The organism is Paenibacillus alkalitolerans, from assembly GCF_016482785.1.
Taxonomy (GTDB): Bacteria; Bacillota; Bacilli; order Paenibacillales; family YIM-B00363; genus Paenibacillus_AE; species Paenibacillus_AE alkalitolerans.
The window spans coordinates 262709-277040 of sequence record NZ_JAEMXM010000001.1; the positions used below are offsets into that span (position 1 = coordinate 262709).

Sequence of the window (14332 nt, forward strand, 5' to 3'; positions counted from 1 at the left end):
GATCATGATAAAAAAGTTCTCCTTAAAAAAAGGTATGATATTCACCTTGATTACTGCCTTGGCGGTAACGTTAACTCCGGCCGTAATTGCTAATGACGCTGACCAAGACGTACCGCCTGCTTCTCATGTTACCGATAAGATCATTGTTACCGATGCCGATAAAATTGATCGAACAAAAGATTCTATCGAAGAAAGATATGCCGATGCGAAACACATTAATCTTCTGCACATTTTGGACCTTGTAGAATTTGATGAAGGCATACAACAGAAAGGAAACACCTTTATAAATACATTAGAAGTGCCGGGCGGGAAAAGCAATCGTTATGTCCGCATTGGGTTTAAAGATGGGGTAGGAATGCTGGATTTGACGGCTCTCAATGGTTCTTCCGGTCAAATTGGGGTACATATCAATGCCGGTGTGGATGTGAGCCGAACGACAAACGGGATGTACTTATATCTCAAGGACAACGTGAACGGGGCAGAAAGCTATGTCACTTCAAGACATGTGATCGATTGGCGGAATTACACGGAAGAGACCGCGGTTTTTGATAAGATGTTTGAATTGGAAACGACATTATGGGATGTGGATCAAGCATATATTGAAGTATTGCTTCCTTATCAAGCCGAGATCACGATTCATGACATCTTCATGTTTGTGGAGAAGGAAGTGCCCGGATTCAGCGATATGCATGAGCGGATTACCGGCGGTGCTGAGGCGGCAGCGGATAACATCCATGTCATTCACAACGCTGCTGAATTTGCGGTGGCACTTGATAAAGTAACAGCGGCAAGGGAACCTTCCATTATTTATGTCAATGGAACCGTAAGTTACGAGGAGTGGGTCGAGGCAACCGGAAAAAAGGATCGCGCAATTACTGTCGGCTCCGAAGTGCAGGATCTGTCCATCATCGGTGTCGCCGATCTAGGAATATTGGATGGTTCAGGCTTGAAAATCCATGGCCATAATATCGTCATTGAAAACTTGACGATTCAATACGTTGAAAGTAATGATGGAATAGAAGTGAACAACGCGACGGACGTTTGGGTCAGGCACAACAGTTTTATTGACGGCGGCCGAGAACTCCCGGAAGGGATCCGATTTGACGAGTTAATGTCAATCAAAAACAATTCACAGCATGTGATTGTGTCATGGAATCATTTTAAAGACAGCAATCGGGTTCTCCTTGTAGGAAGCAATGATGGAGTGGATGCTTTACCGGACCGCAGACTCATTATGCACCATAACTATATCGAAAATGTAACACAGCGTGTGCCCCTTTATCGCGGAGGCCATGCGCACATGTACAACAATTATATTAAGAATGTCAATCTTTCAGCTTCGAATGTGCGCAGTAACGCAAAAATGAGAATTGAAAACAATTACTATGAAGATGTGAGAGATCCGATCGGCGACTTCCACGGTCTTATTCCAGGCCGATGGGAAGTGAGCGGTAACATCTTCGACAATTGTATCGGCAGTCAACCTACGGAATCCACGATCGCCATTAACTTCAAAGATTATGAATACGAACTGGATCCGACCGAAGAGGTACCTGAAATTGTATCCAATGGGGCAGGAGCAGGGAAGATTGAACAGGACTTAGAGTTTATCAAGAGCTTGGTTCAACGCTGATCCGCGGGATAGAGGCGGGTTAACAGCGCACTGGAAGAACTGCCGAGCAAGTTGAATCAATAAAGATTTCCGTACCTCGTCATTTGCTGATCGGGCAAATGACGAGGTTTTTTCATGGGGTGCCAAGCTTCGAGTTCGATCAGAAGGAAATAAAATCCTATGTATGATAATGCGGGTCCATTGCGACATATCTAGCTTCTCCTGTTTGTCAGCATTATGACTCTGTTTGAGGGCCCTGATGCGACTATGTTCTTTCGTTATAGCATTAGTAGACTCTGCGAATATTGGATACCCATGAGCTCAATGATTGATAGCTGAGTTAAACTTTTGGATCTTTCCCGAAGGGGGAAGACCGGTGCCGGTTCCCGGCGTTACTGAAATGTGAGCGGGCCGTTAGTGCAAAGGGGTTTTTTTCATCCTCAGTTTAAGTTACGATGAATAGTGGAGTCATTTCCCAATACCGGTGGCAGCCTGCCATCGCAAACGGAGGGGACGAGACTGGAAAACTTTGCATGCCTATACGTCATTCGCGGCGAGCCTTACCGATCGGGCACCTACGTGAATCTGACCGCGGATGAAACGCTGTTCGGCCGGGTATCCAATCGGATGACTCCGGATTTGGCCTTTACGAACGCATTTATTTCCCGGCGGCATTTCGTCATCCGCAAGGAGCGGGACAAGGCGGTGCTGTACGATTTGGGGAGCCGCCACGGTACGGAGATCAACGGCGCACGGCTTACGCCGCATTACCCATATCCCCTGAACAATTTTGATATTATTAAGCTCGCCAAAGGGATGGCCGTCCTCCACTTTACTTATTCGTTTGCCGATCATACCCTTGAAATCGAACCGCTCAGCATCACCAGGCAGATGGAAGTCCCGCAGCTGCCGCTGACGATTCATTGGGAGAAAAGGGAATGTGTGGTGGAAGGCAAGCGGATCCCGATGTCCGAAAAAGAATATTTGCTGATTCGCGTGCTTCATGAGAACGCGAACCGGCTCGTTCCGCTCGAGGAAATCAAATCCAGAGTATGGCCTGAACGGTCGCCGGGAGCGGAAGGCGTCCCGGATGTGACACTCGACGAATTGAACGCCCTGATCTACCGGGTGCGCAAAAAATACGGCAAAGACACCTTTCTTATCAGCGCAGTGCGCGGCAGCGGCTACGTGCTCGAATCGGAATCGAAATCATCATAACGAAAGTGGGAATCACTTCATGAAGTATATACAGGCGGAGTATTCTGGCCCGCTGAACGGAAAGGTACATATACCCGGAGCGAAAAACAGCTCCCTTGCGCTGCTTGCCGCTGCTTGCCTGGCGGACGATATTGTAACGCTGGAGGGTATCCCGCGCATAGACGATGTCCGTATTATTGCGGAGATCAGCCGGGATATCGGGATGGAGCTGAAACAGGAAGGCGGACAAGCCGTCATCGACCCGCGCCGGATTCACAGCGCCGTGATCGACCCGGGCAAGGCTTCGAGCTACCGGGCGTCTTATTATTTTGCAGGCGCGCTGCTGGCCAAATTCGGCAAAGTCACGATCGGTTTTCCGGGAGGCGACGATTTCGTTTCCAGGCCGATCGATCAGCATATCAAGGTGTTTCAAGCGCTCGGAGCTCAGGTTCATTTCTTCAAAGATTATTACGTAGTCGAAGCCGCCGAACTGAAAGGCGCGGATATTTATTTCGATACTATTACCTGCGGCGCGACGATTAACGCGATGCTGGCAGCTGTGCGGGCCAAAGGGCGGACGCACCTGTACAACGCGGCTGTGGATCCGGAGGTAGTCGATATGGCAACCTTCCTGAACCGCCTCGGCGCGCGGATTTACGGGGCGGGAACGGAACGTATCCGTATTGAAGGCGTTTCTTATTTAAACGGGGGAAGGCACGCGGTGATTCCGGACCGGCTGATTGCCGGGGCTTTTCTGATGGCGGCCGGGCTCCACGGGGGGCAGGTTACTGTCATGGACGTCATCCCTGAGCATCTTGGCGCCTGCCTCGCGAAGCTGGAGGAGGTAGGGATGCATGTGGAATGCGGCGAGAGCCACATTACGGCTTACGGTACGGGCTCGCTGAAGGCAACGCGGATCCGCGCAGGCATGTATCCGGGCTTCGCCACCGATTTACAGCAGCCGATGACTGCGCTTTTGCTGCAGGCCAAGGGGAAGAGCATCGTTACCGACCGCGTCTTTCCGAAGCGATTCGCTCACGTGCCGCAGCTCCGGCGGCTCGGCGCAGAGATCGAGCTGCGGAAAGAAAGCGCTTTTATCCGCGGCGGACTTCTGCTGCAGGGCGGCTGGGTGCATGCTACGGATGTGCGTGCCGGCACCTGCTTGCTGCTGGCCGGTTTAGCGGCCGAGGGCAGCACGTGGATTACAGGCGTCGAGCACATTGAGCGCGGCTATGAGGACGTCATCGGAAGCTTTCGATCCATCGGGGCCAAGCTCTCCATGCGCGAGCTGGATGTGCAGGAGCTGCCCGGCCGGTTTGCGAGAAAAAAGCTTGAAATTATTGAAGGGTGAGGGAAAATATGGGGTCAAGAATAATGCACTTGATTATTGCTAATAGAATTGCAGAGTGTCTGTCGATAGAGGATAGAACACTATTTTTACTTGGAAGCATTGCTCCAGATGCTGTTTCACCTAAAGAGTTATCACATTTCTTTAAAGGTGAATTACAAGATTATTCAAGAAGCATTGATTATAAAGGATTTTTACATAAATATAGTTCGCAGGTAGAAAGTCATTATATATTGGGATATTTTACACATTTAATCGCTGATGATATATGGCTGAAAGGTTTTAATCTTCCTTGGTTGAGAAACAGAATGGAAGCAAATAAAGAATTATATAATTTATACCATAATGATTTCCGATTACTGAATGGGAAATTATTAGAATACTATGGTTTTACAGATGAATTGAGAAAAATGCTCGGTTATCTTCCTACAATCTTTGATTTGGAAGAGGTTAAGTCCAAAGATGTTGAACAATTTATTCCTTATGTATTAGGCGATATGGAGTACGATAAGGAAGTTATAAATGAAAAGCTTAATGTTTTTACGTTTGATCAGATAGTTGGTTATATAGAGACATCAGTTGATATGGTGTTATTGAATATAAAACAGGCGGCCATCCGGTACCGATTGCACTCTGTTCGCGAATGGTTAATCTCCCATCTTTAGAGCAGGAGTGCTTTGACAAGTTATGGAGGAATATAGAAATAAGGACTTCACTAATACCGGTACGCGATTCGAATTTGAGCTAAAGGGCAATCCCACCTAGGAGGTAGGATATATTATGAATTATAACGAGGTTGTTAAAATCGGTGATGCATATTTACTTCCATTAGTATCAGAGTTGTACGGGTTGGAAGGCTATGAAACCAGGCCGGTTAAGGCACATGCCGGAGGGCGGAATGTCGTTTATAACTGTGAGAGAGAGGGCGCTGGTGCAAAAATAATCAGAATCGCCTTCTTAAATGACAGGAGCCGGGAAGAATTGCTGGGCGAAGTTGAATATATCCAGTATTTATTCGAGCATGGCGGCAGTGTCTCGGATGTAGTCAGCTCCAGGAAGGGGAATCTGCTGGAAGAGATAACTCATAATAATCACACCTTTTTTGTCTGCCTTTTTGAAAAGGCGAGAGGAAAAAAGCTTGTGGAAAATAAATATCGGTATCGGGAAGGAGCCCCTATTACCGAATATTATTATAACTGCGGTAAAGTCCTGGGAAAACTGCACCAATTGTCGAAAGAATATACTCCTGTCCATCGCGGTATAGTTTTTTTGATAAATACAATGCCGAATATATCGATAAACTGATACCCGGCTCCTTATCTCTGCTTAAGGAGAAGCTGGTAGAGCTCCTTAAAACCTTAGAAGGATTGGACAGGAACCATGAGTCTTTCGGTATGATCCATTTTGATTACAACGATGGGAATTATTCGATTGATTTTGATAACGGGCAAATAACTGTATATGATTTCGATAATTCATGTTTCGGCTGGTATATGTATGACCTGGCAGATCTCTGGAGAAGCGGAGTGGGCTGGACAAGTCGTGAACAAGACGCCGGTAAACGCAAAAAGTTTATGGATGATTATTTTAAAACAGCCCTCGAGGGATACAGATCCGAGACCAAGATCGAAGATTCGATGTTGGATAAATTGCCTTTATTTATTAAAGTAACCCTTATGGAAAATATTGTAGATGAATTCGAGTGTATGTGGAACAATGGTGAAGAGCCGAAGTGTGATGAGTGGCTGTCATATTGCATAAAATGCCTGGAAGACGATATCCCGTATATGGGATTTTTCCATGAAATTTACTCTGTGAAGAACCCTTTGAGTATGAGAAACGAAATATTTAGTCTTTTTGTAATGTGAAACCTTAATAAGAAGACCGTCAATCGATTGAACTAGCCGGGTACAAGATTTCAGCAACTACACACGGGACTGCCGCGGGATCTTCAGTTGCTTCGTTGCGCTAACTGGCGCGATAGTTCAACGAATAGAATGCAATTGGTACATTTATCACTCACAAAAAGAACTCTCCACTCGCGGAGGGTTCTTTTAACCATATACTTTACCATTGGTACTACGCTGGTATTACCCCTAATACGAACGGGCAGGATTGTAGAATTTTTTAACGAATAAATACATTCAAGGAAAGCTGAAGCCTCAAATACTCGGAATTGATCTGAGAACCAGCAATGGCGATCATCGACAAAGAATTTGAAGTAACTCTCGTTCTAGGGGCAGGAAGGCGCAGTCAAGGAATTTCGTGAACGGAGAACGGCACGCAAGCGAGACGGGGTGCACTGAAAACGCTTGTGATAATTTAGTAATTCACAACGAAAAATAGCTAATTAATAAAGGAGAATGTAGAATATGCTGAGCAAAAAAACGAATAATGCGGATGTTATCGGTTACTGTTGCATGAGATTTCCAGTCTCGGATTTGAAAAGTTCGGTAGATTTTTATTGCAATGTGTTGGGCTATGAATTGAATTCGGCAGATTTTCAGTTTGGAGAGGCACATGTTGCATTGAAAAATGGAAACGGTCCGGGCATTTTCTTGATGGAAACCAAACCGGAAGATGTCACACAATTGAAGTTTGTATTTCCTCGTTCATTCTTTATCACAAGCAGCACGGGGCACGTGACGATGGTTGAGATGTTAACGAATGATTTGCTTGCTTTGCATGAACGGATTAAACAAGCTGGAGCCCATATTGATAAAGAACCTGTATTTACTAATGATTTCGGTTATTTCACCTTTTTTGATCCGGACGGGCACTATATTCGGGCGGTCGAAGAAAAGGCTTTTATTTCGACTTGAAACAAAGAATGATTTCAACACTCAAACGGGATCTGACTGAGCATGAGAATCAATTGCTATGGGGGCTATGTGAAAAAGCTAGTGTTGAACAGCAAAAGTTTCTCAGCTCCATCATCTCGGAAATTTATACAGGGATAAGGGAAAATTTCGTTGGGCCGAGAGATGGGGTCAAAAACTCCAATGAGAGGCGCACTGTTGGCAGCGATGAGGTCAAGATCTCGATATCCCCAAGGCTCCATAAATAGCACAAAGACGCGAGTGGGAAACCGGTCGCGTCTTTGTGCTCAGCAGAGGGAGAACCCCCGGGGATCGTCCTATTTCAGATCTTTCAACCAAGCCGCAAGGGCGACACCGACATCATCCGGAGCATCTTCCTGGGGATAGTGGAGCCCCTTCACTGCGACCTCTCTTTGTGCAGGCCAGGTGCGGCAATAATCAATGGCCGATTGCGTCATCTTGCCTGGCTCGGCTCGAATGAATAGCTTGGGAACGGGACTTTGTGTTAACCAATCTCCATAAGCAGTAACGATTTCAATCACATCCTCCGGCTCTCCATCAATTGGAAGCTGACGCGCCCAGGATAATGTTGGTCGACGTGCCTCGCCCGGCTCTGCAAAGGGTCGGCGATATTGTGCCATCTCTTCTTCTGTTAACTTGCGAAGTATGGTCAACGGAAGATTGACTTCAATGAAGGAATTTTGTTCCAACACCATTTGTTCACCTTCCGGGGACCGCAGCTTCTGAAAGATCTTGCGTGCGGTCTCCGTTGTCTCGTTCCAACTTACTGATTTGATAATCGCCTCCATATAGACAATGCCTTTCACCGCGTTGGGATGGCGGCGCGCCCAATCGAAGCCGAGAGCCGAGCCCCAATCGTGCACCACAAAAACAATGTTTTGTCGTACGCCAAGTTGATCCAGAAGCTCATCCAGATAACGTCTATGCTCGACAAAGGTGTAAGAGCCGGGACCGCTGTCCGGGAGTTTCGCGGAGTCCCCCATGCCGATAAGATCGGGAGCAATGCAGCGTCCATGCTCTTGAGCATAAGGAATAATGTTTCGCCATAGATAGGAGGAGGAAGGATTGCCATGCAGGAAGACGATAGGATCGCCGCTTCCAACCTCCACATACGCCATCTCCAACCCGAAAACCTGCCGACGCTTTTTTTCATAAGGAAATACTTCTAACTTCATGTTTCCAACTCCTTTTACATTTGTTTGTTGTATAACAACGCTTGAATTCCTTGAACGGAATTGCAAGCGGTAAAACAGCTAGATACCGATGTAACGGATTTCAGCACCGAATATAATGCAAGCACTTACTTACATTACGGGTTATAAAAGAGCTAGGGGGTCAAAGCCCTAGCGAATAACCGAACGCTTTCTTCGATAAAATCATCTAAAGGTTGGTCGGGAGAAGCACCTTTTGCGTTAAGGCCACTGTAAAATGCACCATAATTCATCCACATAAAAGACATTGCTGTCATCTCGGGATTCGCCGTCATCACCTTATTTTTCTCCATCATGGCAGTCAAGTAATTTGTCAGAAGGTTTCTTAAATGCCGGGGATGGCGCCCTGCTTCTTGGTAAATTTCTTGAGGAAGACTGCTGCTGCCTTTTTGAGCGATATATAGTAATTTTCTGTTTCGATTCATGATCTTGTGGTACGTTCGACTGATTAAGAGAAGATCCGTATGCAACTCCCATTTAAGCGATTCTTGAAATAACTTTGTCATCTCTTCAGCATAGTGATAACGATGAAATGCTGTCTCAAGCAACTTCTGTTTCGTGCCGAAATGTCGAAAAAGCGTGACTTCGTTCACTCCGGCTGCAGCAGCAATTTCTTTGGTTGTCGTGCCATCATAACCTTTTTCTGACATCAGATCGATTGCCGCCATCAATATTTTGTCGCTTGTGCTTTGATTGTCGTTCATGCGCCACTCCTCTAATGCAAGTACTTACTTACAACGTCATTTTATACTGCCTTCGACTTCATGTCAACAAACAAAAATCATTTTTTCGCTTCCGGGGATCTTAAGATGGGTTGCCCCGCTTCATCAAGAGCTCAGTAAACATAAACACGAGACTGCCGCGAGATCGATCGGCAGCTTCGTCGTTACGCAAACGGGCAGAAGAATATCCTTTTAAAAACCTTAAGGGGGATTACTTTGAACCGACCATTGTTAAGAGCGGAGGCAATTATCATCCGAAAAGACGGACTATCTGTATTAGTTCAATGTGATAACGAAGAAACATTTTACCGCTTTCCTGGTGGAGGCGTTGAATTCGGAGAAACCGCTGCAGAAGACATCAAAAGAGAGTTGATTGAAGAATTTGATTTGCAATCGGAAATCGGCGCACTTGCATGTCTCAATGAAAGCATTATTGAGTATGACGGCAAAAAGCGGCATGATTGCACTATCTTACATTGGGGGTCAATTGATGACATTCAGGTCCCGGATTCAATAAATCATAACGAACGCGATGGAATAAAATTAACTTGGCGAACTTGGGATCAGAAGGGATATTGGATTTCTAATTGAAAGAGTGGAACCTGTATCTCATTTAGTTATAAGAAAATCTATTAAGAATAAATGAAAGATCCAATCGCGCAATTCAAAGAATAGGAGCGAAGTTTGAAGGAACCTTGCGACAAGAATTGATTAATCATGATGGGTATATTCGAGATTCTAATATATATAGTATTTTGGACAAGGAGTGGGAGACTGTAAAGAGGAACTTGTTGAGTTTTTAAAGTCGATGATAATACTCTTAGAACTTACCCCGGTAACCAAAATGCATATATTCGCTATGGCGCGCATGACATGTTCATGACGAGATGGGGTATCCAAGATTCATCACCTACGCATAGTCATCCTAGGCTTTTGTACTCTGAGTATGCCGAAAGTACACACACGGCTGTTGAACAAACGGATACGTTCAATTCTAACGATATCTCCAAATTATTGACAAAAAAGTAGCGCCAATCGAGCAATTGAATGATGCTACTTTTTTGTCAAAAGAATGATTGTTGCTATATTTTTGTCACTTACGGTGCTACTTTTACGTCATTGGACAAACACCGACCGACCTGTCGGACGACAAGAAAATGGGCCGATTCAAACCCGCTTAATTCGCGGTCTTTTTTATTTATAGGCCCAAGTTCTTGTCGCGAATGAACGACAAGAACTTGGGCCTTTTGTCGATGAACGACAAGAATTTTTGCCTTTTATCGATAGTAACAATTGTGAAATTACAGCAGTAAGGCTAATTTTGCATGAATATGGGCCGCGACTTTTTTATTTATAGGTACACTATTCATGCGACCGCGACAAGAACCTAGGTCTTTTGTTGATTGATGCAAGAACGTTGTCCGTTTGTATGCCTAGTGGCAAAAAAACGTATTACAAGGGCAGGAAATTGTTGGTTGGAAAAAGAATTAACAGATACCCAATAATTTTATTCCAATTGAATTTCTAATAAAGTCAAAAAGGAGGAAGCAATATACAGCAAGATATCAACCTAGTCCAGTCAGCCGGCAATGGTGATTTTGAAGCATTTGCTGCACTAGTCAGAACCTATACGAACGCATCTTGTGCAGGGATATAGGATTCTTGGAATTGATTTGAATCGGAATGAGGCAGAGACGATCTTCCGGCAAAACTACGCTGACCTCGGACAACTTGTTCGGCATGGAAACAGTCTGTATTTCATGCTGCACAGCAATCAGAACGACCGGTACCGGCTCAACAGGAAGGTTCGGACTCGAACCTGAATATGTATACGGAGGTCGTGAAGATTCATCCGCAAAATCGCAATATGCGCCGTTTTTTGGCAAAAGGGTATTACGATGCTGTGGAGATTGTCGGCGATTCCGGCGGTGAGCCTGTCTTTGTGTTCCGAAATTAAAACTATGCTTTTGGGAGGCCATTTATCTTGAAAGAGAAAATATTACTACCTTTTACAGCATTCATCTTATTGACCAGTATTGTAGGATGTTCAACAGGAACAACTACCAATCAGGATGTCAGTAGGGAAAATCAGGTTACTGCCCATGATCATAATCTTAATGAACAGGAGAATGTTGAAGAACAGAAAGAGCGAACCGAGAAACAAATCCATGATAATTCCATTGATTTCAAGGGAGTTAAATTGCCGAAAGAAGCAATGGAACTTTTTGATACAGCAGTGAATGATGCAAAGGCGGATGCCTCCAATGTAGAACCATTATTTAAGGAATTATTATCATGGCTTGAGAAGAACGCATCGGCTTCTATCGGCTTTTATATGAATTATATTGAAATCAACAAAATGTTAGGATATCCCGAAGATACACATCCCTATGAGTTACTAAAAATATTGAATAACGATCTACTAAAAAACCCTGATGAAGTGACAAATAAGGAATTCAAAAACAAGTTAATAATGATAGCCAATAATGGGTTGATGTTTCGAACCGCTGAAGGAGATTTTGAACCAACAATAAATTTCGGATATTTACTTGATAAATATGACGATATCTTGTCTGAGGAAATGAAAGAATACCTTCAAATCCGTGCTTCAAATTCAAATATATATGATGAAGAAAGTATCATTGCTTCATATAGCCAGTTGGCGAAAAATGTTATAGATGTTGAAAGGTTTTTAACGAAGTATAATGAATCGGATATGCGTACAGTAGTTAAGAATATATATGCAAATGTGTTAGCATCCTACCTCCTTGCTGGTCAAACGAAGGCTGAGATGAAAACGATATATGAATCATTTCTTGAAGAATACCATGGATCAGAAACTCATGCATACATGATTATAGATGATTTTTATAAGTTATTGAGAGAAAACAATTTTAAATATAATGATGAGGTATACAAATATATTAACATAACTATTGATCAAGTTCGTTAGTAGTTAAAAAGGGTTGCCGGCTGCTAATAAGTCAGTTGAGCCATATTCCTTTTATTACCAATAGTTATTCATAACCGGTGTCCAGTACTTTTTCAGAGTACATCTTCACCAACCACGTTGCCCGTTTATAACCTATAACATGAGCTAGGAATCACACGGGGTTTCAACTTTCGTACTTTTTCCATTGCATGTGACGTAACGGAGTGAAATGCCTATTGTTAAAGGCGGTGGAGAGGCACCTAAAGTGAAGCATTTATATAAGGTGACTTTCAAGACGAACATGGATTTAGTTTTAGGACCGATTGTCGTTTATGTCGACGGCGACACTAAAAAAATCCTCGGTTATGGAGTGAGAGAGTGAACAAAAAGTATTATTTTAACCCCCTCTCTTGCTGTCCATTGACACAAAACTACCCGCAATGATGACACTAATATACCTCAATCAAATAGCCGTTTTTCGAACTGCCTTGACCGGTTTACAACAATCAGGTGCTCCTTGGAGAAAAGGACGGAATTTGCTACCAAATTAGAGCACAAGGACAATTCACATACGATCGGTTGTTTGATTTACTTAAGAATTTTAAAAACTAATCTGAAGGCGTTCCGGATGATAGTCGGCAATAGTGGAAAACAAATATTCGGTATTCAACACCAAGGGGCTTAACGTCTATGCATCAGATTCAATCAAATCCCTGTTATTTCCGGTGAAAATTATCATTAATGGGGAAAACAAGCATCTAGGCAACGAATACGTTGTACTTAATTATAAAAATCATGCCTACGTCCCTTTACGATTTGTTGCTGAGAACTTGGGGGCAACAGCAAAATATAATGCGAAGAGTAAAGAGATTTCAATCTATAATAATGACAGTCAAAATACGAGCTCAAATAATATTTATCAAGGCCCCAATGGGTGGTCTTTTGAATACCCGAAATCTTGGGATAAGGCTACGGATAGCCATGTCCAAGAAACAGCAACAGGGAAAACAATTATTTTTGATGTTGCAAATGTATCGTCTCAACAAGAGCTGGAAGAATGGATTCAATCGGAAATTGATCGAAAAATGTCGGCGGATGGAGATCGAACATTGGTGGAACCGCTGACTATAAATGAACAGAAGGGACTAACCGTTTATCGTTATGAGATCTACTTGAAACCTGGAGATATGAAGGGGGACTCTTCGGAACGTCATCTTTTTTGATGGTACCAAACGCTATGCTTTTCGTGATGCAGATGATGTAACAGAAGAAGAATTTAACCTTATGATCGATACCTTTGTAGCACTTCCTTAATAGGAGGCTTTTTTTGACTCTCTTGTAAGAATGATAGAGAACAGACACCGGGATTTAATTATCAACTTCTGGCGTAAAGTCTGATCATACACTAAACTCTAACGGGTAGATGCTGCTGGATTATCGGCAACCTGCTCAGCTAGCGGGAGTTTAGCGTAATTTTTTGCATGTTCTTAAAGCAGGGGGTAATTGTACATCCACAGAATAAAATAAAAATGATTATTCTTGCAGGGGAGATAGGGAAATGATTTATCGAAGAAAGTCATACAAAATTGATGCAAGAAGAATAGATGAATTTAATCATTTATTTAATGAATTTCTTTTACCTACTCAACTTAAATATTGAGCAAGGTTGGTAGGGCGGTGGATGACGGAGGAACGCGAAGGTGTTATTGAAGTTTTTGCAATTTGGGAATATAACAGTCATGAGGAATATCAAAATATTGAAAAACAAGTTAAAAGTGATAAAGTTCATGTTAAACGTGTGCGGAATCAACATGAGAAACTAAGAAAACGTGGAGAAGGTCTCTTGAAAGAAGTACCTAAAGAAGATTTTTTATTGAGTACAGTACCAAGAAATAAAACGATACTTGGTGATTTTCCTTGAAGAAATTGTTCAACGGATACGATAGTTCAATTTGAAGTGATTGCGGCGTACATTCCTTCGCTTAGCTCACAGGTAGTAGGTTGCCATTTTACTTAAGGAGAAAGAAATGAATATTAGAAAACTTAATTTAAGTCAAACGAAAATTACCCAAGAAGAATCGTCGAAGAAAAAATTACAAATGAAAAGTGTCGGGCGACAAGAAAATGGGCCGATTCAAACCCGCTTAATTCGCGGGCTTTCTTATTTATAGGCCCAAGTTCTTGTCGCGGACGAATGACAACAACTTGGGCCTTTTGTCGATGAACGTCAAGAACTTGGGCCTTTTGTGTTTCCATAGGAAGTTGTCGTCGGACGACCGAAAGGGGCGGAACTTTCCCAGATCCTCAAGCGTCTATTTAGTGGAGTCGACACAAAACGAGTGAGATAACGTGGGTTTTATGTGTGGCGCTTCGTTAGCGATTTCATCAGTTGTATACGTCAGTGACGCACTGAATTGAGTGAGTACGATGAAGGTTAGTGTGGGTGTACAAGCTGTTATTATAAATAACA

Annotated in this window: 14 protein-coding genes; 12 read left to right on the plus strand and 2 right to left on the minus strand. The window is 43.4% G+C overall.

The window, feature by feature from the left end:
* The first annotated feature begins 4 nt into the window (after nucleotides 1–4).
* The 7 genes from JET16_RS01200 to JET16_RS01225 all read left to right on the plus strand — a co-directional run bounded on the left by JET16_RS01200 (nucleotide 5) and on the right by JET16_RS01225 (nucleotide 6979).
* A complete protein-coding gene (locus JET16_RS01200; protein WP_199613786.1) occupies nucleotides 5–1633 on the plus strand; it encodes a pectate lyase family protein in 1629 nt (542 codons plus the stop codon).
* A 558-nt stretch (nucleotides 1634–2191) separates the two neighbouring features.
* Nucleotides 2192–2830 carry an FHA domain-containing protein gene (locus tag JET16_RS01205; protein ID WP_325176580.1) on the plus strand — a complete coding sequence of 213 codons (639 nt, stop codon included), beginning with the start codon at nucleotides 2192–2194 and terminating at the stop codon, nucleotides 2828–2830.
* A 19-nt stretch (nucleotides 2831–2849) separates the two neighbouring features.
* Entirely contained in the window at nucleotides 2850–4160 is a 1311-nt protein-coding gene (gene murA / locus JET16_RS01210) for a UDP-N-acetylglucosamine 1-carboxyvinyltransferase (protein ID WP_199613787.1), read from the plus strand.
* Nucleotides 4161–4168: 8 nt separating this feature from the next.
* Nucleotides 4169–4822: a zinc dependent phospholipase C family protein gene (locus JET16_RS01215; protein ID WP_199613788.1), complete on the plus strand. Its 654-nt coding sequence runs from the start codon at nucleotides 4169–4171 to the stop codon at nucleotides 4820–4822.
* 115 nt (nucleotides 4823–4937) lie between these two features.
* The gene (locus tag JET16_RS29885) at nucleotides 4938–5462 is read left to right on the plus strand and encodes a phosphotransferase (RefSeq protein WP_233530924.1); all 525 of its coding nucleotides are present in this window, start codon (nucleotides 4938–4940) and stop codon (nucleotides 5460–5462) included.
* Between the two features lie 62 nt (nucleotides 5463–5524).
* Nucleotides 5525–6025, plus strand: coding sequence for a phosphotransferase (locus JET16_RS29890; RefSeq protein WP_233530925.1), 501 nt, complete (start codon nucleotides 5525–5527; stop codon nucleotides 6023–6025).
* A 504-nt stretch (nucleotides 6026–6529) separates the two neighbouring features.
* Nucleotides 6530–6979 carry a VOC family protein gene (locus JET16_RS01225; protein WP_199613789.1) on the plus strand — a complete coding sequence of 150 codons (450 nt, stop codon included), beginning with the start codon at nucleotides 6530–6532 and terminating at the stop codon, nucleotides 6977–6979.
* 314 nt (nucleotides 6980–7293) lie between these two features.
* Here JET16_RS01225 and JET16_RS01230 read toward each other — a convergent pair whose 3' ends face one another.
* Nucleotides 7294–8172: a haloalkane dehalogenase gene (locus tag JET16_RS01230; RefSeq protein WP_199613790.1), complete on the minus strand. Its 879-nt coding sequence runs from the start codon at nucleotides 8170–8172 to the stop codon at nucleotides 7294–7296.
* 152 nt (nucleotides 8173–8324) lie between these two features.
* Nucleotides 8325–8912, minus strand: coding sequence for a TetR/AcrR family transcriptional regulator (locus tag JET16_RS01235; RefSeq protein ID WP_199613791.1), 588 nt, complete (start codon nucleotides 8910–8912; stop codon nucleotides 8325–8327).
* A 234-nt stretch (nucleotides 8913–9146) separates the two neighbouring features.
* Here JET16_RS01235 and JET16_RS01240 point away from each other — a divergent pair, with 234 nt between their 5' ends.
* From JET16_RS01240 to JET16_RS01260, 5 genes are all read left to right on the plus strand, one after another.
* Nucleotides 9147–9521, plus strand: coding sequence for an NUDIX domain-containing protein (locus tag JET16_RS01240; protein ID WP_199613792.1), 375 nt, complete (start codon nucleotides 9147–9149; stop codon nucleotides 9519–9521).
* A gap of 1393 nt (nucleotides 9522–10914) precedes the next feature.
* Entirely contained in the window at nucleotides 10915–11883 is a 969-nt protein-coding gene (locus JET16_RS01245) for a hypothetical protein (RefSeq protein WP_199613793.1), read from the plus strand.
* A gap of 623 nt (nucleotides 11884–12506) precedes the next feature.
* On the plus strand, nucleotides 12507–13085 hold the full coding sequence (locus JET16_RS01250; RefSeq protein WP_199613794.1) for a stalk domain-containing protein: 579 nt from the start codon (nucleotides 12507–12509) through the stop codon (nucleotides 13083–13085).
* A gap of 458 nt (nucleotides 13086–13543) precedes the next feature.
* Nucleotides 13544–13783 carry a hypothetical protein gene (locus JET16_RS01255; protein WP_233530926.1) on the plus strand — a complete coding sequence of 80 codons (240 nt, stop codon included), beginning with the start codon at nucleotides 13544–13546 and terminating at the stop codon, nucleotides 13781–13783.
* 106 nt (nucleotides 13784–13889) lie between these two features.
* Complete coding sequence (locus tag JET16_RS01260; RefSeq protein WP_199613795.1) at nucleotides 13890–14033, plus strand: hypothetical protein; 144 nt, start codon at nucleotides 13890–13892, stop codon at nucleotides 14031–14033.
* Nucleotides 14034–14332: the final 299 nt, after the last annotated feature.

Coding starts and splice junctions, on each gene's coding strand:
- JET16_RS01200 (WP_199613786.1), top strand. CDS start 5: ATGATAAAAAAGTTCTCCTTAAAAAAAGGTATGATATTCACCTTGATT.
- murA (WP_199613787.1), top strand. CDS start 2,850: ATGAAGTATATACAGGCGGAGTATTCTGGCCCGCTGAACGGAAAGGTA.
- JET16_RS01215 (WP_199613788.1), top strand. CDS start 4,169: ATGGGGTCAAGAATAATGCACTTGATTATTGCTAATAGAATTGCAGAG.
- JET16_RS29885 (WP_233530924.1), top strand. CDS start 4,938: ATGAATTATAACGAGGTTGTTAAAATCGGTGATGCATATTTACTTCCA.
- JET16_RS01225 (WP_199613789.1), top strand. CDS start 6,530: ATGCTGAGCAAAAAAACGAATAATGCGGATGTTATCGGTTACTGTTGC.
- JET16_RS01230 (WP_199613790.1), bottom strand. CDS start 8,172: ATGAAGTTAGAAGTATTTCCTTATGAAAAAAAGCGTCGGCAGGTTTTC.
- JET16_RS01235 (WP_199613791.1), bottom strand. CDS start 8,912: ATGAACGACAATCAAAGCACAAGCGACAAAATATTGATGGCGGCAATC.
- JET16_RS01255 (WP_233530926.1), top strand. CDS start 13,544: ATGACGGAGGAACGCGAAGGTGTTATTGAAGTTTTTGCAATTTGGGAA.
- JET16_RS01260 (WP_199613795.1), top strand. CDS start 13,890: ATGAATATTAGAAAACTTAATTTAAGTCAAACGAAAATTACCCAAGAA.